This window comes from Paenalcaligenes sp. Me131 (assembly GCF_050487225.1).
Lineage (GTDB): Bacteria > Pseudomonadota > Gammaproteobacteria > Burkholderiales > Burkholderiaceae_B > Paenalcaligenes.
In genome coordinates this window covers 1-22327 of the sequence record NZ_JBKQGY010000004.1, presented here as the reverse complement: position 1 = coordinate 22327, position 22327 = coordinate 1, and the positions used below count along the sequence as shown (strand labels likewise).

The window sequence follows — 22327 nt, the reverse complement described above, 5'->3', positions numbered from 1 at the left end:
TCCTATTTCTCAAGTCGTGCTACAGCACGTACTTTCAGGCTAGCCATGGACAAAATCTGTACACACAAATCGGCATAGCTCACGCCTTCAGCCTTGGCTGCCATGGGCACCAAAGAGTGGCTGGTCATACCAGGTGATGTGTTGATCTCCAACAACCAAGGGCGGTTCTGATCGTCCAACATAAAGTCGGCACGTGCCCAACCTTCGCAATTCAGTGCCAAGAAAGCTTGACGGGAAATTTCACGAATCTCCTGAGTCAAGGCCTCAGGTAAATCCGCAGGGCAGAAATACTGTGTTTCGTTGCTGATGTACTTGTGCTCGAAGTCGTAATTGCCACCTGGCGCTACGATTTCAATCACTGGTAATGCACGAGCAGTCTCGCCCACGCCCAAGATAGGGACTGTCAGCTCACGGCCTTTGATGAAACGCTCAGCCAACACATGATCAAAGCGTGCCGCCAACGCGTAGCCTGCAGCAATCTGCTCTACGCTATCAATTTTGGAGAAACCCACAGTAGAACCTTCGTGCTGTGGTTTCATGATGAACGGCAAACCTAAGCGTTGGTCCAAGCCTGCCAATTCAGCATCGCTATCCAGCAATTCGAATGCAGGTGTGGGCAAGCCCTTCTGCATCCAAATGCGCTTGGTCATGACTTTATCCATGGCCACGCTGGAAGCCATCACACCACTACCGGTGTAAGGAATACCCAGCATTTCCAACGCCCCCTGCAAGGTGCCGTCTTCACCGTAACGACCATGCAGCGCAATGAATACGCGATCAAATTTTTGCTCAGCCAACTCGGCCAATGAGCGCTCACCGGTGTCAAACAAATGCGCGTCTACACCTTTGCTACGCAAGGCATCGTGCACACCCTGACCGGACATCAGAGAAACTTCACGTTCAGCGGAATGGCCACCGTACAGTACGCCAACTTTACCAAAACTCTGCGTCATTCTATTTCCCCTAAACGTGCGGGCACACGACTGATGCTGCCTGCACCCATCGTGATCACCACATCACCATCACGTACAAAATCCAATATGGCTCGCGGCAACTCTTCGATTTCTGCCACAAATACCGGCTCTACTCGCCCTGCCACACGAATGGCTCTGGCCAAGGAACGACCATCGGCCGCTACCAGTGGTTTCTCACCTGCGGCATACACTTCGGTTAGCAAGACAGCATCCGCATTACCCAGCACACTCACGAAGTCTTCAAAACAGTCACGGGTGCGGGTGTAACGGTGCGGTTGGAAGGCCAAAACAATGCGTCTTTCGGGCCACGCGCCACGCGCAGCCGCTAATGTAGCAGCCATCTCGTTAGGATGATGGCCGTAATCATCAATTACGGTAAAGCTGCCACCACCATTGCGCTCAGGCACATCAAAATCGCCCACTTGTGAGAATCTACGCCCCACACCGGTGAACTCACTAAGCGCTTTAGCGATGACAGCGTCTGGTACGCCCAACTCAGTAGCCACGGCAATTGCAGCCAAGGCATTTAGCACGTTATGGTTACCAGGCAAATTCAGCACAATAGACAAGATCGGCAACATACCGGTGCTGCCTTGACGCTCTACGTCAAAGTGCATGCGTGTGCCTTCGCAACGCAAGTTCACTGCTCGCACTTGTGCTGGTTGCTCAATCCCGTATGTCGTCACTGGACGCGATACAAAAGGAATAATCTCGCGCACATTGGCATCATCCATACACAGCACAGCACTGCCATAAAACGGCAGTCGGTGTGTAAAGTCGATAAATGCACTTTTCAAACGAGCCACATCGTGACCATACGTGTCCATATGGTCTACATCGATGTTGGTGATGATCGCCATCACGGGTAACAAGCTCAGGAAAGAAGCGTCTGATTCATCTGCTTCTACCACGATGTAATCGCCCTGCCCCAAACGTGCATTAGCGCCAGCCGAATTCAAACGACCGCCAATCACGAAAGTAGGATCCAAGTCACCGGCTGCCAACACACTGGCTACCAAGCTGGTAGTCGTGGTTTTGCCATGCGTACCAGCGACAGCAATGCCGCGCTTCAATCGCATGAGCTCAGCCAACATCAGCGCGCGTGGCACGACAGGTATACGTGCTGCTCGTGCAGCTAATACTTCTGGGTTATCCCCCGCAATGGCGGTGGAAGTCACAATCGCCCCCATCCCTTTCACGTTCTCGGCGTTATGGCCGATAACGATGCGAGCCCCTAACTCAGACAATCGACGCGTCACCGCGCTTTCTTGTATATCAGATCCGCTTACCGCATAACCAAGGTTCAACATCACCTCGGCGATACCGCTCATACCGGAGCCGCCTATCCCTACAAAATGTATGTGCTTAATGCGGTGCTTCATACCGCCCTCCTTACCAACTGTTCACACGCATTCGCGATTTGTTCTGTTGCGTGCAACTGGGCGTGTTCTTGCGCATGGACACCCGTGCGCAGTAATTCATCATGGGTTCGTTCTGTTAGCCACTGCGCCAACCACTCAACAGTGAACTCTCGTTGTGGCTGCAACCATGCCGCACCACAACCCGCCAAATACTGAGCATTTGCCGTTTGGTGGTCATCAATCGCATGGGGCAATGGAATAAACAATGCTGGCACACCCGCCGCCGCCACTTCCGCAACGGTCATTGCGCCAGCGCGACAGATTAACAAATCTGCCTGAGCCATGGCTTGCGCCATATCACCAATAAAGGCTGTGCACTCTGCTTTCACGCCAGCCTCTGCATAGCGCTTGCGCACATCGTCTATATGTTGCTTGCCTGCTTGATGCAGCACTTCTGGTCGTTGCGCGGGGTCTATAGTTGCCAATGCCGCAGGAATAGTGTGATTCAGCACCGCAGCACCTAAACTACCACCCACTACCAATAACTTCAGCTTGCCTTGACGACCAGCCAACCGTTGCGCAGGCGGAGCCACACTACGAAACGCAGCGCGCACTGGGTTACCCACCATCACAGCGCCAGGCAAGGCACCAGGGAAACCCACTAACGTTTTGCTCGCCAACTTGCCCAACCAGCGGTTAGCCGTACCGGCTACCGCATTTTGTTCGTGTATTACCAATGGAATACGTTTCATGGCGGCCATCAAGCCACCAGGGAAGGCCACATAGCCACCCATACCCAGCACGACATCGGGCTGCACACGTTTCAACACACCTGCAGCAGCTCTACATGCTTTGAATAATGTCAGTGGTAATTTAACCAGTGTGCCCACACCCTTGCCGCGCACACCAGCAAAACGCAATGGCTCTAGCGTAAAGCCATGCTCAGGCACCAACTCGCCTTCCATGCGTTCAGGATGCCCCATCCATACCACTCGCCAGCCACGTGCACGCATTTCGTGCGCCACAGCCAAGCCTGGCATGATGTGCCCACCAGTACCGCCCGCCATGATTAACAGGGTTTTACTCATGTTCGTTTCCCTCTCATCAAATTGCGGTTTTCATAATCCACGCGCAACATGATGGCGAAAGCCACCAAGTTGGCAATAATGCCTGAGCCTCCGTAGCTCACCATCGGTAAGGTCAAGCCTTTGGTAGGCAATAAGCCCAAACACACGCCAATATTGATAAAGGCCTGCACACCAAACCAAATAGCCACACCTTGCGCCACCATAGCGTTGAACTGTCTATCCATCGCCAAAGCTTGACGACCAATTTCAAAGCCGCGCCATACGATGAAACCAAAGAGCAAAATCAGAACAGCCACACCAACAAAGCCCAACTCTTCGCCTATCACGGCCACAATAAAGTCGGTATGCGCTTCAGGCAGGTAATGCAGTTTTTCTACGCTTGATCCCAAACCTACGCCAAACCACTCACCACGCCCTAAAGCGATCAGCGAGTGCGACAACTGGTACGCACTGCCGTATGCGTTGTCAGGGTTCCAAGGATCCAAATACACAAAAATACGTTCTCTACGCCAAGGGGATAACCAAATCAGCAGCAAGAAGCTCACCACCATGCTGCCCAAAAGGCTAGCGAACAATTTAACGTTCAGGCCGCCGATGAAAATAATGCCCACAGCAATCGCCACGATCACCATGAACGCCCCCAAGTCGGGCTCCATCAGCAGCAACAAACCTACTCCTGCCAGCGTCATTGCCATAGGCAAGAAACCACGCAAAAAGGTTTGCATATGTTCTTTTTTACGAACGGTGTAATCAGCAGCAAACAGCAAAATCGCCACTTTCATCAATTCGGAAGGCTGGAAGTTCACTGGCCCCAAAGGCAACCAACGTCGCGCACCATTCACTTCACGCCCAATACCAGGCACCAAAACCACCATCAACATCACCACTGCCAACAAGAACAGTGGAATAGCCAGTTTGTGCCACACTCGCATGGGCAAATTCACGGCCAACAGTGCAAAGACCATACCAATGGTCAGAAAGATCACATGACGTATAACAAAGTAGTAGCGCCCATAACTTTCATAACGCGGGCCATCAGCCAGCGCGATAGAGGCCGAATACACCATCAACAAGCCAAATGCCGCCAACACCACGCCAGCTGCCAGCAATGCAACATCAAATGCCGGCAACGCCGTGCGGCCAGGCCGAACAGCGTTTACGCTAGAGGTCAGGTCGGCAAATAGACTCATGCTACCTCTCCCTCATCCAGTGCTAGCTCTTGCACCACTTCCACAAAACAGTGGCCACGGTGCTCGTAGCTTTTGAACATATCAAAACTTGCGCAGGCAGGAGACAACAGCACCATGCCATGCTCAGGCGCGCGTTCGTATGCCATACGCACCGCCTCATCCAATGACGAGGCATGCACGACAGGCGTTGTGGAGGCCTGTTGTAAGGCTTTTTCCAAAATAGGCGCATCGCGACCAATCAACACCACGGCTACCACGGCGGACTTAGCCACGGCTTGTGCCAACGGTGTGAAATCTTGGCCTTTGCCTTCACCACCAGCGATCAGCACCATAGGCTGATCAAAACCTTGTAACGCAGCAACGGTAGAACCCACGTTCGTGCCTTTGCTGTCATTGATGAACTGCACACCTTGGATATAGCGAATCAACTCTACACGGTGCGGCTCACCCGCATATTTACGCAAGGCATCCAATGCCGGTTCCCAATCCAACCCAGCAGCACGTACTAACGCCAACGCGGCTTGGGCATTCATTAAGTTATGCTGGCCACGAATGCGCAGCGCTGTACTAGGGATTAATGCCTGTACAGTAGATGCGGGTTGGCGCTCGCCTTGGTTGGGCTCTGGCTCGCCTACCGCCAACCAACTCAAGCTGGACTCATCTTGCAAGCCCATATCGCCTTGCAATACTGGGGCACTAGCACCAAAAGAGCGTACATGCAGAGCACGCACATCACTCACCATGGCTACCGTAGCAGCATCATCTCTATTCACAACATGGCACTTAGCAAAGCTAAACACGCGGGCTTTCTCAGCCACGTAAGCGTCCATAGAGCCATGCCAATCCAAGTGATCCTGACTAATATTCAGCACACATGCGGCATCTGCACGCAATGAACGCAGACTATGCAGTTGGAAGCTAGACAGCTCTAATACCCATGCCTCAGGCAAAGTGTTGGCATTCAAATGCTGGCGTAATGCGGCAATCGTTGCTGGGCTGATATTGCCGGCAGCAACCGCAGACATGCCTGCACACTCAAACATGAAGCGTGTCAGAGCAGTAACGGTGGTTTTGCCATTCGTACCGGTGATCGCCACAACTTTAGGCTGATAGCCTTGCTCAGCCATGTCATTCAATGCACGAGCAAAAAGCTCTGTTTCATTGAGCGTATCAATGCCCTGTTGTGCGGCGTAAGCCAATACGTCTTTAACGCCCGCTTGCTCAGGCGATAAACCGGGGCTAATCACCAAGCTATGTACGCCATCCAGCACAGAGTTTTCCAAGGCTTGTGTACCTAGGCACAAACTCACTTGCTGTGGATACTCTTCCTGCAACGCTTGCGCCGCTGCATTCGTTGCGCGCGTGTCAGCCAAGCGTACAGAAACGCCTCGCTCTACACACCAGCGCGCCGCAGCCATACCAGACTCTCCTAACCCTAGCACTAGGGTCAGGCCGTCGGTACGCAACGAGGGGAAGTGATAGTTGTTCATCGTAATTTCAGTGTCGACAAACCAATCATGACCAGCATGATGGTAATAATCCAAAAACGTACTACTACTTGGGTTTCTTTCCAGCCACTTACTTCAAAGTGGTGATGCAATGGGGCCATCCTAAAGAACCGCCTCCCTTCGCCATACCGCCTTTTGGTGTACTTGAACCACATCACCTGCATCATGACGGACAAGGTTTCTACAACGAACACGCCCCCCATGATGAAGAACACAATTTCCTGACGCACGATCACGGCGATAGTACCCAAGGCGCCACCCAAGGCCAACGCACCTACGTCACCCATGAATACCTGAGCTGGATACGCGTTAAACCACAAGAACGCTAAGCCTGCGCCGCCAATAGCCGCGCAAATCACCATCAACTCAGAGGCACCGGGAATATAAGGGAACAGCAAGTATTTGGAGTAATCCACACGGCCTACTACGTAAGCAAAAATACCCAATGCAGCGCCCACCATCACGGTAGGCATAATGGCCAAACCATCTAAACCATCGGTCAGATTCACCGCATTACTGGAACCCACAATCACAAACCAAGTCAGCGCCACAAAACCAAACACGCCCAGTGGATAACTTACGCTCTTGAAGAATGGAACAATCAAGTCAGCGCGTGTAGGCAGTGGCATTGTGAAACCACTCAGTACCCAATCTTTAAACAATGGCCACAGGTCTACGGTTGCTGGCGCAGACACCGCAAAACTCAAGTACACCGCCGCCACAATACCAATCAGTGCTTGCCAGAAAAACTTCTGACGCGAGGACATCCCTTCTGGATCGTGGTTCACAACTTTTTTGTAGTCATCTGCCCAGCCAATCCAACCAAAACCAAACGTCACCAACAGCACTACCCACACAAAGCGGTTAGTCCAGTCAGCCCACAGCAAGGTACTGATACCTACGGAGATCAGGATCAACACACCACCCATTGTTGGTGTGCCATTTTTTTGCAGGTGAGACTCAGGCCCATAGCTACGCACAGCTTGGCCTATCTTCATTTCTGTCAATTTACGGATCACCCAAGGCCCACACCACAACCCAATGATTAAGGATGTGGCGGCAGCCAGCAACGCTCGCAGGGTAATGTACTCAAATACCCCGAAAGCGCGTATGTGTGAATCCGCGAGCCAACGTGACAGCTCAAGAAGCATTCTGAGCTCCCTCTGTTATTGCAAAATGTTGTTCCAATGCCTGCACCGCACGCTCCATACGTGCTGTACGCGACCCTTTAACCAATACATGGGCTGGCATCAAAGCGATCAACTGCTTTTGCAAATCCTCCATGCTTTCAAAATGTTCGGCCTCATCGCCATACGCTTCTGCAGCAAACATCGCATCAGAGCCTATAACCAACAGGTGTTGAATTCCACGCTCTTTGGCGTACTGGCCTACCTCGGCATGAGCAGCTTGGCGTGTCTCACCAATTTCGCCCATGTTGCCCAACACCAATACCGTACGGCCCTCTAGCTCAGCCAGCACATCAATGGCAGCACGCACCGAATCAGGGTTGGCGTTATAGCTGTCATCAATCAGTTGGTAGCCTTCCACCACTGATTTAGGTTGCATACGACCACTGACTGGCTTAAAGGCTTGCAAACCTGCAACTACCGCTGGTAGCTCTGCGCCTGCAGCAATGGCGCATGCTGTTGCTGCCAAGGCATTACGCAAGTTGTGTACGCCAGGCACAGGCAGTTTCACTGCTACATCTTCTGCTTGAGCATGCAACTGGAAGCGTGTGTACGCAGGGTTCACTTGGATGTTCTCAGCGTAAACGCTTAAGCCATCACCAAACCCAAAGGTGAATACCTGACGGTCTGCTGCTAACGCTTGCCACAATGCTGTGTAAGCATCATCACCAGGAAATACCGCTATACCGTCAGCAGACAGGTAGCTGAAAACACTGCCGTTTTCTTCGGCCACAGCCTGCACGGTGTGCATAAACTCTTGGTGTTCACGCTGTGCGTTGTTAACTAACGCGATTGTTGGTCTAGCCACATCAGCCAATACCGCAATTTCGCCTGGGTGATTCATCCCCAACTCAAACACAGCAGCTTGGTGGGTATCACGCAAACGCAATACGGACAGTGGCACGCCTAGGTCGTTGTTCAGGTTACCAAGCGTGGCAACGAAGTTCTCCGCGCCCAAGCTTTCGCGCAAAATGGCAGCAATCATTTCTTTGGTTGTGGTTTTGCCATTGCTACCGCAAACCGCAATCACAGGAATAGAAAAACGCTGACGCCACACCTTAGCAATGCGCAACAATGCTTGACGCGTATCGCCCACGACAAACTGCGGTAGGTTGACCTCTGGCTGTCTGTACTCAACCAATGCGGCACACGCGCCTTTTTCGGCGACTTGCTGTAAATAGGTATGGCCATCAAACTGCTCGCCGCGCACGGCTACAAACAAGTTTTGTGGCTGCAATTGGCGACTGTCTGTGCACAGCTCTACGCCTTTTAACCATGTCAACGCAAAAGCAGCCCACTGACGATCATCAAACACATGACGCTCGCCAGCTACTTCTTGGTAATCCTCATGACCTTTACCAGCAATCAATACCACGTCGGCAGCATCTGCACTCCACAGTGCTTGCAAAATAGCTTGGGCGCGATCCTCAATCACCTCGTGCTCACCGTCTATACCTTGCACAATTTGCGCAATGATAGCTTCAGGTTTTTCTGAGCGAGGATTATCAGTCGTCACGATCACGGTATCAGCCAAGCGTGCAGCAATACCGCCCATCAACGGACGTTTCGCAGTGTCTCTATCGCCACCACATCCAAATACACACACCAACTTACCGCCACGTACCTGCGCAACAGCTCGTAGTGCCACCAAAGCACGTTCCAGCGCATCCGGTGTATGTGCATAATCCACAACTGCCAGCGGCAAAGGCATGGCACGGTTAGCAATACTTAAAGACTTGGCAATTTCTAAGCGACCAGGAACAGGGCCTAACGTTGCCATCAAGCGGGCAATTTTCGCTACAGGCCAACCCAGCTCTTGCAACACACCTGAAACCAACAACAAGTTGGCCACGTTATGTTCGCCCAGCAAATGCGTCAGAATTTGGGCAGTGCCATGCGACGTAATCAAGTTGAAGACTTGACCATCGCCACCAATATGCACGTCATCACCAAACACATCCGCATCACGGCTTTGCAGGGAGTATGAAATTTTTCTGGCTTCGGCAGATGTTGCCAACACGGTTTGACCAAAAGCGTCATCCGCATTAATGACCATGCTCTCTAAACCTGGCCATTGGAACAATCTCGCTTTAGCCGCTTGATAGTTCTCAAACGTCAGGTGGTAATCCAAGTGGTCGTGAGACAAATTAGTCAGTGCTGCGATGGCAATGTGTACGCCATTCAAACGGCCTTGAACAATACCAATAGACGAGGCTTCCAATGCCACCAGGTTTGCGCCAGCTTCACGCAGCTTGGCCAAACTACGGTGCATCGTCAGCACATCAGGGGTGGTCAGTTTGCCGCCCAAGTTAGTGCCGTCTGGTAATGTCACGCCTAGCGTACCGATGGTCCCGCAAGGCACTTCTGAGTTATTCAGTACGGCAGCAATCCACTGCACGCTGGATGTTTTGCCATTGGTACCTGTTACAGCAATAACCTTCATCTGCTCAGAAGGACGCCCCCACCATTGGTGAGCCACATCACCCAGCACGTCTGTAAGGTTAGCAATATCTAATACGGGTACATCTACTGCAACTGGCTGATCGCTTTTCTCACGCACTACTGCTGCAGCACCATTTGCCACCGCGTTAGCAATGAAATCGCGTCCATCACCACTGATACCAGGACATGCAAAAAACACATCCCCTTTTTCAATCTGACGAGAGTCCAAGCACAGTTGCGCCGACGTCGACACTTGCTGATGCAACCACTCTAAAATTTGCTTAGTTGTTTTATTTATCATTATTCACCTCTATTGGCACTTACAGCCACCAACGACTCAATCGGTGCATCTGGCTGCACACCCATTCTGCGCAAACTGTTGGCAACAATTTCAGAAAATACGGGAGCCGCAATCAAACCACCGAAGTAACCACCTGCTCTAGGCTCATCGATACTGATCGCAACAACAATGCGCGGATCGGTAGCAGGAGCAAAGCCTACGAATGAACTTCTATAGCTTGATCTACTGTATTTACCATCCACAATTTTTCGTGCAGTACCACTCTTACCGGCAACGGTGTAGCCCTTAACTTGCGCCAACCTTGCCCCCTCAGGGCCAGCTGCCGCCTGTAACATGCGACGCACTTCCTGCGCGACTTCTGGGGTGTATACCTGCACGCTAGAGGGTTGAGTATCACGCTTAAGCAATGACAACGACACTACGTCACCGTTACGCGCAAAGGCCGTGTAGGCCTGTGCGATCTGAATCAACGATGCTGATAGCCCATAGCCGTACGCCATGGTGGCCCGCTCAATAGGACGCCAACGCTCCCACGGGCGCAGCCTGCCTGCCGCCGCACCAGGGAATGGCGTATGCGGTACACGACCAAAGCCCAGCTCATTAAACTTATTCCACATTTCTTCAGAGGTCAGACGCTCTGAAATCATGGCCATCCCGATATTGCTGGATCTGCGCAAAATACCAGCAGCATCCAACGTACCATTGTGACGGCTCACGTCAGTAATGGTCGCCCCTTGATAGCGATACGTACCATTACCCGTATTGAATTTAGTATCCGTCGTGATCTTTTTGTTATCTAGCGCCAGTGCTACGGTGAATGGCTTCATGATAGAGCCGGGCTCAAACGTATCGGTTAACACGCGATTACGCAGTGCACCGCCTTTACGATCAGCACGATCATTCGGGTCATACGTAGGCAAGTTCACCAATGCCAGCACTTCGCCGGTTTGCACGTCCAACACAATTGCCGCTGCGGCAGCGGCTTTATTTGTTTCTACGGCATTTTTCAGTACTGAATAGGTGTCGTACTGCATACCCGCATCCACCGAGAGACGCAGATCGGTACCGTGCACCGGAGGAATAGCATCGCGCACGTCTTCTACAATGCGGCCCAAACGGTCACGAATCACACGACGCGACCCTGACTGACCGGACAACTCGGCATTGAATGCCAGCTCGATGCCTTCAATACCTTGGTCTTCAATATTGGTAAAACCAATAATGTGCGCCACGCTCTCACCCTCTGGGTAAGACCTACGCATTTCATCTTGCTGGTGAATACCAGGGATGCGCAACGCTGCTACCTCGGCAGCCACATCCATATCTAGCTGGCGACGAATATAGACAAAGTTTTTGTCTTCGATATTTAGGCGCTTCTGTACATCAGCAACAGACATTTCCAACAACGCAGCAAGCGCAGCCACCTGTTCTGGTGTTGCGCGACGAGCATCTTCAGGAATAGCCCACACGGCTTTCACTGGCACACTACTTGCCAGCACCACGTTTCCAGTGCGATCAAACACCTTGCCACGCATAGGTGGCAACTCAATCGTACGCTGGTAACGGCGTTCGCCTTGTTGCTGCAAAAACTCGGTGGAAAGCCCCTGCAAATACAGCGCCTTACCCAGCAAAGCCATGAAGCCAATCATGACCATCAACAAAACCAACTTCGCCCGCCACATGGGCAGGCGACCTTCTAGGACCGGATTATCGTGATAACCAAAGCGTTTCATGGCTAATCCTCCTCATCACTAGACGACAAGGAACTCAACGGCTGCCCCCGCAAATACACCGTGCGATCAGGGGTACCGGTCACCATCTGCAAATCTTTACGTGCTACTTGGTCAATACGTGCATTGCGGGTTAACTCTGCCCGCTCTAACTGTAGACGACGCCACTCTATATCTAGAGCCTGCGCTTGATTGCGCAAACGTTCTACCGCCACATAGCCCTCACGCGCCTGATAACGAGCCGTTACCAAGGAAATGGCTGACAACATCAATGCCAACGCGAGGAGCAGACGGATAGTCATCTACGCTTCCCCTTTTTCTCGGAGCCACCAGCAGCATAGGCCTTAACGGCCTCTAGCTTGTTTTGCCAGTTATCTTCAAGTTCGGTGGTTGTGCGCTCAGCCACGCGTAGTACTGCAGAGCGCGCACGCACGTTGTACTGAATCTCGGTTTCATCAGGCAACACACGGCCCAATGACTGCAACCAAGGTTGCGGCATGTCTTTTTCAGCAATTGGAAGACGCGAGTGCACCATAGCCGGCTTAGATGCCGCGGCCATGAATTGCTTCACCAAGCGATCTTCCAACGAATGAAAGCTGATCACCGCTAAACGCCCCCCTGGGTTAAGCAGCTCCAGAATTAACGGGAGCGCATGCGCAAGCTCCTCGAGCTCGCGGTTGAGGTAAATCCGTACAGCCTGGAAGGTCCTGGTGGCTGGGTGATGACCTTTTTCGCGCGAGCGGACGACACTGGCGACCAGCTCGGCGAGATCATGCGTTGTACGTAGCGGTGAGGATTCGCGGCGACTTGTAATCGCCTTTGCAATCTGGAAAGCAAACCGTTCTTCGCCATAATCTGCGATGACCTCCTTAATCTCATCGACCTCGGCTTCAGCCAACCACTGCGCGGCGGTCGGCCCCTTACTGTTATCCATACGCATGTCCAATGGGCCATTACGCATGAACGAAAAACCTCGTTCGGCATCATCTAGCTGTGGAGAGGAAACCCCCAAATCCATCATGACGCCATCAACGGACTGAACACCGTGCTCACGCAGCGCATCCACCATTGACTCAAAACCTGCGTGTATCACACGTACACGCGCATCCTCTGCTGCCAGCGCATTCGCTATAGCAATAGCCTCAGGGTCTTTATCTATGACAAACAAACGAGAATTGGCATCTACGTGGCGCAATAACTCTCGACTGTGACCACCTCGTCCAAAGGTGGCATCCACAAATACACCGGACCTAAACGTGGGTTCCGGACGGTACTCTGGCCTCCGCGCCATAAATACGGGATTCACCAGAGCCGCTACCGTAGGCTCCAAGAGAACGGAACGATGCTGTAGCTCCATTAGCCGACTCAGAAAGAAAACTGTTCAAATACATCAGACATCATGCCTTCAGCCAGTTCGGCTGCTTGGCGACGCTCCAGTTCGGCACTATTCCACAGTTCGAAATGACCGCCCAAACCTAACAACATCGCATCACGATCCAGCCCTACGGCGGTACGTAACTCAGGGGCAATCAGAATCCGTCCAGCAGAATCCATGTCCACATCCTGTGCGCTACCTAGCATCAAACGCTGCAATGCACGAGCTGACATGGGGAACGCTGCAATCTGTTGGCGCTTCTCTTCCCACACAGAACGTGGGTACATCAGAAGACAGCCATCAGGGTGCCGCGTCAAAGTGAGTTGACCCTGTTCCGCCGAAAGCAAGGCGTCACGGTGCCTGGTCGGAATCGCGATTCGACCTTTAGCATCCAACGTGAGTGCATTGCTTCCTTGGAACATGCTCTTTTTCCCACTTTTTTACACAAAAACCTACTTTTCCCCACTCTAAGCCATGCCGTGTTCAAGGTCAAGACACAAACGCATTTTTTTCCAATGACAACAAACACTTAGCTGACTTTCTTAGAAAAGTTCGATTTTAAAATATCCCTATAAATCAACAAATTGCATTCCAATCTAAATGTTGTTTATTAGGAGCAAGTGAAAAACCACTCCCAAAAACTTGCATTTCCTCACAATTGACAGGCTTTGACACAGGAAAGAGCAACACACGTGCAGAGCCCACTGTTCGGACGCAGTATGGAAATAAAAAAGGGATTGGTAAGACAGGAGGGTGTGAGGAGGAGAAGAAGAAGAAGAAGAAGAAGAAGAAGAAGAAGAAGAAGAAGAAGAAGAAGAAGAAGAAGAAGAAGAAGAAGAAGAAGAAGAAAGAAATGTGAGACAGGCCTATAGGCCGGATTCTGTAAACCAGCACGCTAGTCGGCAATCATTCATCTGGGCGTGCCATTACTGACACGCTCTAGCCATCTACCCGCATACTCGAACGAGCCGCCCTTCGAACACAAGGTTCACGTATGCCTATTTGATGTTGCTCCGGATAGAGGTTACCGCGTTTCACCCTACAACGACTGCCCTACAAGAGAGCAAAGTAACGGAGATAGCCGTTACTGTGCACAACAGTGTTGTGCCCTCGTCGCAGACTCGTCTCTGTGGCCCTATTCCTCGACTCGCAAGCCTAAGCCCGCTTATCGGACGGCTGTTAGCCGCTATCCTGCCCTATGGAGTCCGGACCTTCCTCGATATTGCTACCGCGATTGCCCAGCCTGCCTCACAAATGCATTGTAACCTGCGACAATAGCAATATCAGACTTTCTTCAGATTTTTTACGGAGCAGCATGTCAATCAATCTGGTCACCCTTACTGGGATACATCTGGCGTTTGGCCATCATGCCTTGCTGGATAATGCAAGCCTCACCATACACTCTGGTGAGCGTTACGGTTTAATTGGTCGCAATGGCGCGGGAAAATCGTCGCTATTGAAGCTTATTGATGGCAGATTGCAGCCAGATGACGGCCAAATCATGCGCAGCAGCGGATTACGTGTTTCCACCGTCGAGCAAGAACCAGACCTGCCTCCAGATCAACAAATCTATGATTTTCTGTGCGGTGACTATACCGAAACAGAAGACTGGCAACGCCCTGCCAAAATCAGTGCTCTCATGGATCAGTTGGGTTTACCTAACGATGCGCTCATAGGCTCGCTATCGGGTGGTATGCGTAAACGCGTTGCACTGGCTCAAGCCTTAAGCAATGAGCCTGACCTGCTGCTACTAGACGAGCCCACTAACCACTTAGACTTTGAGGGCATTCTGTGGCTGGAGCAATTACTAAAAGGCTTTCGTGGCAGCGTAATCGTCATCACTCACGACCGTGATTTCCTAGACAGCGTCAGTTCACAAATTATCGAACTTGATAGAGGCCAACTGTTTAGCTTCCCTGGCAACTTTACTCGCTGGCAAGAACGCAAAGCAGAATGGTTGCAAGCAGAATCCCAACAGCAGGCCAAGTTCGACAAATTCTTAGCCCAAGAAGAAGTATGGATTCGCACAGGCGTCCAAGCCCGCCGCACGCGCGACGAAGGCCGTGTACGCCGTCTAGAGTCTTTACGTAGAGAACGTGCTGCCCGCCGTGAACGCATGGGTAATGTGCGCTTGGCCATCTCTGAAGGTAAACGTTCAGGCAAACTGGTTGCTGAAGCTGAAAACATTACACATGGCTTTGATGAGCGCGTGCTGATTAACGATTTCTCTACCGTGTTGATGCGCGGTGACAAAATCGGCCTGATCGGTGCAAACGGCGCAGGTAAAACTACGCTGCTACAAATACTGTTGGGAAAACTATCCCCAAACGCTGGCCAAATCCGCCACGGCACAAACATAACCGTCGGCTACTTCGACCAAATGCGCAGTTCTTTGGATGAAAACGCCACGTTAGCTGAAACCATTAGCCCCGGAACGGAATGGGTAGAAATTGGTGACCAACGTAAACACGTGATGAGCTATCTGGAAGATTTCCTCTTCCCGCCTGCTCGTGCGAACTCCCCGGTACGTTCGTTATCCGGTGGTGAACGCGCTCGTTTGGCCTTAGCCCGCATGTTTGCCCAACCTACCAATATCCTGGTACTGGACGAACCGACTAACGATCTGGACATTGAAACTCTTGAGTTACTAGAAGACCTGCTACAAGAGTATCAAGGCACCGTGTTACTAGTGAGCCACGATAGACGTTTCTTAAACAACATCGTGACGCAAGTTATCGCCGCAGAAGGTAATGGCAAATGGGGTGAGTATGTAGGCGGCTACGATGAATGGCTGCTACAACGACCAACACCTGTTACAGAATCGACGACTGCTGCTGCCCCTGCTCCTGCATCCGATAAAGAGAAAGCGACCCCAAAAGCGAATCGCAACCAGAAACTTGCCCCATGGGAGAAAAAAGAACTGGATGCGCTGCCAGAGAAAATTGCTCAGTTAGAAAGCCGTCAAGCTGAGCTAGCAGCCAAGCTCAGTGACCCTGATTTGTACAAAGATGGTAGCGATGCCGCCCAAACCGTACAAAGCTCCTTAGAAACACTGGAAGCCGAACTTCTACAACTTTTCGAACGATGGGAAGCATTGGAAGAAAAAGCACAAGCTGGACAATAAAAAAGGGGCTTAAAGCCCCTTTTTCTATTATGCGCTAGTCACAGACCAGGCTAGCTTTCTACCATTTGCCAGTGGCACAAGTATTTCATTACCCAATTGCAACTGATCAGGAATCTCAAACTCTTGTCGTTTCAAGGTAATGGTGTCGGTATTCACAGGCAAACCATAAAACGCTGGGCCATTCTCACAAGCAAAGGCTTGCAGTTTATCTAGCTTACCTACGGCATCAAAAGCCTCTGCATAGAGCTCCATCGCATGCAACGCGGTATAACAACCCGCACAGCCACAATCCTGCTCCTTACGACCACGCACATGCGGCGCACTGTCAGTACCTAAGAAGAAACGCGTAGAGTCACCAGTTGCGGCTTCCACCAACGCCAACCTATGCTTCTCACGTTTCAATACTGGCAAACAGTACCAATGTGGACGCAAGCCACCGCTAAAAATGGCATTACGGTTGTACAGCAAGTGTTGCGGAGTAATGGTCGCCCCAATAGCGCCTTCCGCTTGGCTCACGTACGCCACACCCTCTGCCGTGGTCAAATGTTCAAACACGACTTTGAGCTCAGGGAACTGTTTACGCAGCGGAATCATGATGCGATCAATAAATACCGCCTCACGGTCAAACAAATCTACGGTAGGGTCTGTCACCTCACCATGCACCAACAATGGCAAGCCACACTCTTGCATCGCCTCTAGCGCTGCCCCACAGTAACGCAACACATCGGTTACGCCCGCATCTGAATTGGTCGTCGCACCGGCTGGATAAAGTTTTACCCCATACACCACCCCTGACTCACTCGCACGACGGATTTCCTCTGCCGTTGTATTGTTCGTCAGATACAAAGTCATCAATGGCTGAAAGCGGCTAGTTGGCGCTGTTTTATGCAGGGCCTCTACAATACGCTGATGATACGCCACCGCCTGAGCCGCTGTAGTCACTGGCGGGGTCAGATTAGGCATAACAATGGCACGGCCAAATTGTGCTGCCGTGTGGCCCACAACGGCCTCTAACATGGCACCATCACGCAAGTGCACATGCCAATCATCTGGACGGGGAATTGTTAGGGTAGTAGTAAGTGTCATAAAATCGGATCTATCCAAAAAAGCCTATGCTTTGTTCTGGGCCATCGCCAGTGAACGCATCATTGACATTATGCAACAGTCACCGAAGTTCTGCAGCGCGTAAGCCCGCAAAACATCAGGGCTTCTGACCCGATTCAAACAGTAACAAATCTCCCCCCTCCTGATGATTGGCCTATAGAGAACCACGAGTTATGCTGCTACTGTACGATTTAGCAGCACTGTGGCATTTCTTTCAATTTTCTCGGAGCTCTATTCATGGCCAATAGTAAAAAACCTGCCAGTAAACCCAACACTGGATTCATGAAGCCACTTACCCCCAGCCCTGCTCTGGCAGCTGTAATTGGTCCCGACGCTGTTCCACGCACAGAAGTTACCAAGAAAATCTGGGAATACATCAAGAAACACAATCTCCAGGATGCTTCTAACCGTCGCAACATCAATGCCGACGCCAAACTGAAAAAAGTACTGGGTAAAGATCAAGTCAACATGTTTGAACTAAGCAAACTACTGAGCGCTCATTTGAAATAAGCCTCTAGCACTGGATCCCAGACTACCCGCCCTCATGGCGGGTATTTTTTTACCTACCTACTCTCAACGGAGCATGTCACCGGTTTGGCCTTCCTGTCTGGGGACAGAGGCACTCCCCCTACCAGCACTAGTCTCTACATTGACTTGGAAAAAATCAGGCCCTGAAAATCAGGGCCTGATGAAATTTAGATACGCTATTCGGATTATTCAAATTCCGGGCTTTGGCCATTCCAATGTGCCAACCAGCCTTTAATAATACGGAAGATAATCCATACCAAGGTAACCACCCCAGTAATCCAGCCTATAAAAATAAAAGTCAGTAGGCCGCTTACACACATCCACAACAAACCCCACCAGAAGGTTTTAATTGCCCAATCTAAATGTGCAGCATAAATGGTTCCAGCCGCATCACTACGTTTGTAATACGCCAGAACAATAGAAGCAATAATACTTGCGCCAAAAACACCCATGCTCACGATACCAATTGCGAACAAAGCATATACAACATGCACAATGGTACGGAACGGCAAGCCTTGTTCTGTTTCAGACTGGTTCGGTTGAATCATGCATACCTCCAAAAACATAAAATAGCAGCAGGCACCACAAGGGGCGCGGCACTGTTAAGCATTGTAAACGCTTAATGCTCATTCGCAGAGCTTCCGACAACGAAGAGTGATGTATCCATGCACCATCACGTAGTTCTGTACACCTAAAATCTACTCTATATCAGCCTCTAAGCGCTTTCTCCTACCCTGCTAAGCATAGGAGATGCAGTGTCGCTTTCCTGATACGAGTTCTGTTTTTCTGCCCAACCAGCTGAAAACGGCGACCATGCTTCAGCGTGTATCGTGCTGATAAAAATATTCTACAGCGCACAAAACCATAAGAATAACATTTAACTTATTACATTTATTTTACTCGTAATTAACTTAATTCATTGCATGAAAAAACCAATACGAATTACCCATTCGAATAGAAAACTTACTTCACCAGATAAAACAAACGTATTTAATTCTTTCCGCTGTAACTAACCTCAATAATAAATTGCTCAGCCACAGTCTAAAGCTGCTCTATATAACCCTTCTATTCCAATGGTGATTTACTGTTTAACGCTATTTGGTTTTATTTATGTTGTTTCAGAATTTTTTTAAATATGCTACATACCCCTATTCTCTGATTCGAACAGCTCATGGTAAAAGTGGTAAATCTAAATAAAACACATTTGAGGGATAACATGGAAAAGCTACAGACTGTTTTTGAAACAGTAGGCGGTTGGGTGTGGGGGCCAGCAATGCTGATCTTGCTGGTAGGTACTGGTGTATTACTTACCGTACGACTCAAAGGGCTGCAATTTACCAAACTCCCCATGGCGTTACGCCAAGCCTTCACTCACACTCCCGGGCAGGAGAAAGAGCCAGGCGATGTTTCTCACTTTGGCGCTCTGATGACAGCTCTGTCAGCCACCATCGGTACAGGTAACATTGCTGGGGTAGCGACCGCTGTAGTACTAGGTGGCCCAGGTGCCGTATTCTGGATGTGGATCACTGCTATTTTTGGTATGGCTACAAAATACGCAGAAGGTATCTTGGCCGTGCATTACCGCATCACAGATGCTCGTGGCGAAATGGCCGGTGGCCCTATGTACTATATTGAGCGCGGCCTAAACATGAAATGGCTAGCAGTGCTATTTGCACTGTTTGCTGTAGTCGCCTCTTTCGGTATTGGTAGCTCGGTGCAATCCAACTCTGTTGCTGAGTCCATCTACACCAGCTTTGGTATTGAGCATGCGTTGACAGGTGTAGTGCTGACTGTACTAACTGCTATCGTTATTCTTGGCGGGATTAAAAGTATTGCTCGTGCAGCATCCGTGATCGTTCCTGTGATGGCTGTGGTTTATGTATTGGGTGGTTTGATCATCATTCTGCTGAACCTAGAAAAACTGCTGCCTGCATTGGGCCTGATTTTCACCGATGCGTTCACAGGTAGTGCTGTTGCTGGTGGTGCATTAGGTACAGTAATTCGTTACGGTGTTGCTCGTGGTGTGTTCTCCAACGAAGCTGGTATGGGTTCCGCTCCTATCGCTGCCGCCGCTGCAAAAACAGACCACGCAGGTCGCCAAGCTCTGGTATCCATGACCGGTACGTTCCTAGACACCATTATCGTGTGCTCTATCACTGGTATCGTTCTGGTTATGGCTGGCCAATACGCTGATGGCAGCACCGGTGCCGCACTGACCACACACAGTTTTAATGCTATGTTGCCTGGCTGGGGTGGTTACATCGTGACTTTTGGCCTGGTGTTCTTTGCCTACAGTACGATTCTGGGCTGGTGCTACTACGGTGAGAAATGTGCCGCATACCTGTTAGGTACACGCGCTGTACTGCCATACCGTGTTGTATACGTTGCATCTGTGATGATGGGTACTATCGCCAGTCTGGATCTGGTCTGGGCTGCATCGGATACCTTCAACGGCTTGATGGCTATTCCTAACTTGATTGCCTTGCTGTTGTTGTCAGGTGTAGTGGTTAAAGAAACCAAAGACTTCTTTAACAAAATCGAAAAAGGTGAGCTACCTAAGTAAGCCATATAGCTTAACCTCACGCTCAAACAAAACGGCCCTGTCATCACAGGGTCGTTTTTGTATCTACTCACACTACAGAATCATGCTTTAGCTGCATCATGCTTCTCTATGCCATTACTGACTTAGTGCGCCTAATGGTAGCAATGGCAACATAAAAGGTGCCCACATGATCGACTCAACTAAATTAGGTGTCATACGTAACTCGCTTTCCATATAGCGCAGCTCAGCATCTATAGGTTCAGCAAACATCGTCATTGCAGTCATTGACGGCGCATCCTTTACTATTGCTCCCGGCTCTACCCTCCACTGCTTTATGTACAACGTATCTGTTTCGACTAGCGCTTTAGCCAATGCGGGGATATTGCGCACAAAGCTGTACGCATCTGGCTTGAATATCTCAAACTGATACGTGCTCAGCAACACGCTCTTGTCCTCCTCAGACAAATCCGTTGCGGGAATGTACAGAAAAAACCTCACTTTTGCAGCTTGGTTAGTGAACACCTCAACGATGGCTGAACAATGAGCTATTTTCTGCCCAAGCGGTGTTTCTAAAAACACCAGTAACGGCAACAACTCTGCTTTGGCAAAGGAATAAGCGGGAGGCGGATCAGCCATCATATGGATAGCGTCATTATCCTCGCCCCAAGCAGTCAGCTGTATCTGCTCTTTCTTACTGTGCGTATACGTAGTAGAGCAACCCATCAAGCTTGCTAATACGATTATCAGGCCATATCTAATCACTCAACTATCACTCACTTGTTATGCATACTCATTATGCAGTTAGTCCAGATAAGCCACTATAACAACTACAGCCTGCATAGAGATTTCTATATTGGGCCCATGGGCGCACGGCGTAACAAGCAAATTCGGTGCTACAGACTTCCGCCGCATTTTGATATCAATGCAGAACAACTGCGTAAACTGCGTGGCCCATAGGTATCTACATAGGCAGTAAAACCCAACAGAGATTGCTATCCGCCTAATGGCTGACGTTATTACTATTAAGAGCAGTTTGGTTATCCAAGAATATGCAGGGAGCTCTGCTAAAGAGACACTAACTCAGTAGGCAGCGCAGAAATAGTTAGCTCTGGTAAGGAAGCAGCCGTTAAATAACTAAAGAGCCTGGGTTCACTGACGCGCAACTTCCATAAACAAGAAGATAATCCAACACTACCTGCCCATATAATCCACTCAAGCTTAAGACTGGTCGGGAGTTTTGGGGGCAGACGACTACAGAGCAAGGCTTGTAAGCCGCTATATGCAGCCAGAGTTAGAGAATTAAGTTATACAACCTTAGATTAAGAAGCTCTCGTTCAGCAACCTAGAGAGCCATACATCTGCCGTTATTATCTTTCTTGTCGTCGCTGCAGATAGTCCTGCTTTAGTGACTACGTTTGTCTGCCTAAGCTTGTATGTGTGTACAGAAACGGTCAGCAGCGGGCCCGCCGTGCTCTGTATCAGCCCTTAATGGTTCTTTGCAGCGGTTTTTTCGTTTTGCCCAGACGTAAAAAAGCCCCGCATCGGTTGGATGCGGGGCTTTTGGTGTAAGAGCCTGACGATGACCTACTTTCACACACGTCCGTGCACTATCATCGGCGCGAAGGCGTTTCACGGTCCTGTTCGGAATGGAAAAGGGGTGGTTCCACCTTGCTATGGTCGTCAAGCGTAACTGGCTTGCTCACATGCTCATCGAGCATGTCAACTAAATCTGGAATTAGCACAACTACATCAACAGTATGATGCAGTGTTTCATGTTTGGGATTGCGTTTTGTACTGCTAAATTTGTTTGAACGACACTTAAAACTTATAACCTTAAGAGTTATAGGATCAAGCCGCACGGGCAATTAGTACT

18 protein-coding genes, 1 rRNA gene and 1 other RNA gene are annotated in these 22327 nt (G+C 50.4%); 4 read left to right on the top strand and 16 right to left on the bottom strand.

From position 1 onward, the window contains the following. Positions 1-2: 2 nt before the first annotated feature. From ACLPHM_RS15115 to mraZ, 11 genes are read right to left on the bottom strand one after another with little or no spacing between them, the layout of a single operon-like run. A complete protein-coding gene (locus tag ACLPHM_RS15115; RefSeq protein ID WP_430222042.1) occupies positions 3-953 on the bottom strand; it encodes a D-alanine--D-alanine ligase in 951 nt (316 codons plus the stop codon). After that, positions 950-2356: a UDP-N-acetylmuramate--L-alanine ligase gene (murC, locus tag ACLPHM_RS15110; protein ID WP_430222041.1), complete on the bottom strand. Its 1407-nt coding sequence runs from the start codon at positions 2354-2356 to the stop codon at positions 950-952. The genes ACLPHM_RS15115 and murC overlap by 4 nt, the downstream gene beginning before the upstream one ends. Then, entirely contained in the window at positions 2353-3423 is a 1071-nt protein-coding gene (gene murG, locus ACLPHM_RS15105; RefSeq protein ID WP_430222040.1) for an undecaprenyldiphospho-muramoylpentapeptide beta-N-acetylglucosaminyltransferase, read from the bottom strand. Before murG ends, murC begins: the two co-directional genes overlap by 4 nt. Further along, the gene (gene ftsW / locus ACLPHM_RS15100) at positions 3420-4613 is read right to left on the bottom strand and encodes a putative lipid II flippase FtsW (RefSeq protein ID WP_430222039.1); all 1194 of its coding nucleotides are present in this window, start codon (positions 4611-4613) and stop codon (positions 3420-3422) included. Before ftsW ends, murG begins: the two co-directional genes overlap by 4 nt. Further along, entirely contained in the window at positions 4610-6103 is a 1494-nt protein-coding gene (murD, locus tag ACLPHM_RS15095; RefSeq protein ID WP_430222038.1) for a UDP-N-acetylmuramoyl-L-alanine--D-glutamate ligase, read from the bottom strand. The genes ftsW and murD overlap by 4 nt, the downstream gene beginning before the upstream one ends. Then, positions 6100-7272, bottom strand: a complete 1173-nt coding sequence (gene mraY, locus ACLPHM_RS15090) for a phospho-N-acetylmuramoyl-pentapeptide-transferase (protein ID WP_430222037.1) — start codon at positions 7270-7272, stop codon at positions 6100-6102. The genes murD and mraY overlap by 4 nt, the downstream gene beginning before the upstream one ends. Then, positions 7262-10051 carry a bifunctional UDP-N-acetylmuramoyl-L-alanyl-D-glutamate--2,6-diaminopimelate ligase MurE/UDP-N-acetylmuramoyl-tripeptide--D-alanyl-D-alanine ligase MurF gene (murF, locus tag ACLPHM_RS15085; RefSeq protein WP_430222036.1) on the bottom strand — a complete coding sequence of 930 codons (2790 nt, stop codon included), beginning with the start codon at positions 10049-10051 and terminating at the stop codon, positions 7262-7264. The genes mraY and murF overlap by 11 nt, the downstream gene beginning before the upstream one ends. Next, positions 10051-11784 carry a peptidoglycan D,D-transpeptidase FtsI family protein gene (locus ACLPHM_RS15080; RefSeq protein WP_430222035.1) on the bottom strand — a complete coding sequence of 578 codons (1734 nt, stop codon included), beginning with the start codon at positions 11782-11784 and terminating at the stop codon, positions 10051-10053. Before ACLPHM_RS15080 ends, murF begins: the two co-directional genes overlap by 1 nt. A gap of 2 nt (positions 11785-11786) precedes the next feature. Next, on the bottom strand, positions 11787-12083 hold the full coding sequence (gene ftsL, locus ACLPHM_RS15075) for a cell division protein FtsL (RefSeq protein WP_430222034.1): 297 nt from the start codon (positions 12081-12083) through the stop codon (positions 11787-11789). Next, positions 12080-13138: a 16S rRNA (cytosine(1402)-N(4))-methyltransferase RsmH gene (gene rsmH, locus ACLPHM_RS15070; RefSeq protein ID WP_430222033.1), complete on the bottom strand. Its 1059-nt coding sequence runs from the start codon at positions 13136-13138 to the stop codon at positions 12080-12082. Before rsmH ends, ftsL begins: the two co-directional genes overlap by 4 nt. 8 nt (positions 13139-13146) lie before the next feature. Next, positions 13147-13578, bottom strand: a complete 432-nt coding sequence (gene mraZ, locus ACLPHM_RS15065; RefSeq protein WP_135862468.1) for a division/cell wall cluster transcriptional repressor MraZ — start codon at positions 13576-13578, stop codon at positions 13147-13149. 236 nt (positions 13579-13814) lie between these two features. Between mraZ and ACLPHM_RS15060 the strand changes: the two genes are divergently transcribed. After that, positions 13815-14015, top strand: a complete 201-nt coding sequence (locus ACLPHM_RS15060) for a hypothetical protein (RefSeq protein WP_430222032.1) — start codon at positions 13815-13817, stop codon at positions 14013-14015. Here ACLPHM_RS15060 and rnpB read toward each other — a convergent pair. Continuing rightward, an RNA gene (gene rnpB / locus ACLPHM_RS15055) (RNase P RNA component class A) lies at positions 14010-14406 on the bottom strand. The genes ACLPHM_RS15060 and rnpB overlap by 6 nt on opposite strands. A gap of 65 nt (positions 14407-14471) precedes the next feature. Between rnpB and ACLPHM_RS15050 the strand changes: the two genes are divergently transcribed. Continuing rightward, positions 14472-16280: an ATP-binding cassette domain-containing protein gene (locus tag ACLPHM_RS15050; protein ID WP_430222031.1), complete on the top strand. Its 1809-nt coding sequence runs from the start codon at positions 14472-14474 to the stop codon at positions 16278-16280. 27 nt (positions 16281-16307) lie between these two features. Here the strand turns inward: ACLPHM_RS15050 and pyrC are convergent, their stop codons facing one another. After that, positions 16308-17366: a dihydroorotase gene (gene pyrC, locus ACLPHM_RS15045; RefSeq protein WP_430222030.1), complete on the bottom strand. Its 1059-nt coding sequence runs from the start codon at positions 17364-17366 to the stop codon at positions 16308-16310. 255 nt (positions 17367-17621) lie between these two features. Here pyrC and ACLPHM_RS15040 point away from each other — a divergent pair, with 255 nt between their 5' ends. After that, positions 17622-17894: an SWIB/MDM2 domain-containing protein gene (locus ACLPHM_RS15040; protein WP_430222029.1), complete on the top strand. Its 273-nt coding sequence runs from the start codon at positions 17622-17624 to the stop codon at positions 17892-17894. 203 nt (positions 17895-18097) lie between these two features. Here ACLPHM_RS15040 and ACLPHM_RS15035 read toward each other — a convergent pair whose 3' ends face one another. Continuing rightward, positions 18098-18460 carry a DUF4870 family protein gene (locus ACLPHM_RS15035; protein ID WP_430222028.1) on the bottom strand — a complete coding sequence of 121 codons (363 nt, stop codon included), beginning with the start codon at positions 18458-18460 and terminating at the stop codon, positions 18098-18100. A gap of 668 nt (positions 18461-19128) precedes the next feature. Here ACLPHM_RS15035 and ACLPHM_RS15030 point away from each other — a divergent pair. Next, positions 19129-20475, top strand: a complete 1347-nt coding sequence (locus ACLPHM_RS15030) for an alanine/glycine:cation symporter family protein (protein WP_430222027.1) — start codon at positions 19129-19131, stop codon at positions 20473-20475. Between the two features lie 114 nt (positions 20476-20589). Here the strand turns inward: ACLPHM_RS15030 and ACLPHM_RS15025 are convergent, their stop codons facing one another. Together ACLPHM_RS15025 and rrf are read right to left on the bottom strand one after the other, a co-directional pair. Further along, on the bottom strand, positions 20590-21177 hold the full coding sequence (locus ACLPHM_RS15025) for a hypothetical protein (protein WP_430222026.1): 588 nt from the start codon (positions 21175-21177) through the stop codon (positions 20590-20592). An 848-nt stretch (positions 21178-22025) separates the two neighbouring features. Further along, positions 22026-22139: ribosomal RNA gene (gene rrf, locus ACLPHM_RS15020) — 5S ribosomal RNA — on the bottom strand. Positions 22140-22327 lie beyond the last annotated feature (188 nt).